The organism is Aeribacillus sp. JST-2, from assembly GCF_056032925.1.
This window is the reverse complement of the sequence record NZ_JBVVUU010000108.1, coordinates 1-905: the sequence shown is the minus strand read 5'-3', so window position 1 is coordinate 905 and position 905 is coordinate 1. Positions and strand designations below refer to the sequence as shown.

General features: G+C 43.6%; 1 protein-coding gene. It reads left to right on the top strand.

All coding sequences use genetic code 11. The annotated features are described in order from the left end of the window. Nucleotides 1-2 precede the first annotated feature (2 nt). On the top strand, nucleotides 3-905 hold a 903-nt coding region (locus tag AC0KTX_RS16780), incomplete at its 3' end, for an IS481 family transposase (RefSeq protein ID WP_474253162.1).

The window sequence follows — 905 nt, the reverse complement described above, 5'->3', positions numbered from 1 at the left end:
TGATTGCCCCACTTTTGAATGAACAAGTAGATCCGAAGAGCTACCTCACTGAGATGGCTAATCGCATTCATGAAATGCCGTATTACGGAGAGAAACGGATCGCTGCGAAAACGATTCAAGACTGGTACTTGCGTTATCGGAAAATGGGATTTGAGGGATTAAAACCGAAGAAGCGCTCGGATCGCGGACATTCCCGAAAGCTGTCTCCAGACGATGAGGATTATATTCTAGCGATGAGAAAAAAATTTCCCCAAGTGCCAGTGACGGTCTTTTACCAACAACTGGTACACCAAGGGGAAATCAACCCAAAACAAATTTCTTATTTTACTATATACCGATTATTAAAAAAATTCAACCTTGTCGGCAAAGAAATTTTACCGATGCCGGAGAGAAAACGTTTTGCGCATGATCGAGTGAACGCCTTATGGCAAGGAGACCTTTCTTACGGTCCGTATGTTCCAATCAACGGAAAGAAGAAAAGAACGTTTCTCATCGCTTACATCGATGATTGTTCACGCATCGTGCCATACGCTCAATTTTTCTCTTCCGAGAAATTTGATGGGCTGCGAGTCGTCACCAAAGAAGCGCTCATTCGGTATGGAAAGCCGAAAATGATTTACTCGGATAACGGAAAGATTTATCGTTCCGAAACTCTTCAGTATGCGTGTGCACAGTTAGGGATCACCCTCGTTCATACGCAGCCATATGACCCGCAAAGCAAGGGCAAAATTGAGCGCTTTTTCAAGACGGTGCAGATGCGTTTTTATCCGTTATTGGATATGAATCCGGTTCATTCACTCGAAGAGTTGAATGAACGATTTTGGAGATGGCTGGAGGAAGATTATCATCGTAACCCCCATGCATCGCTCAATGGAAAAACGCCTCATGAAATCTTTCTGTCTCAA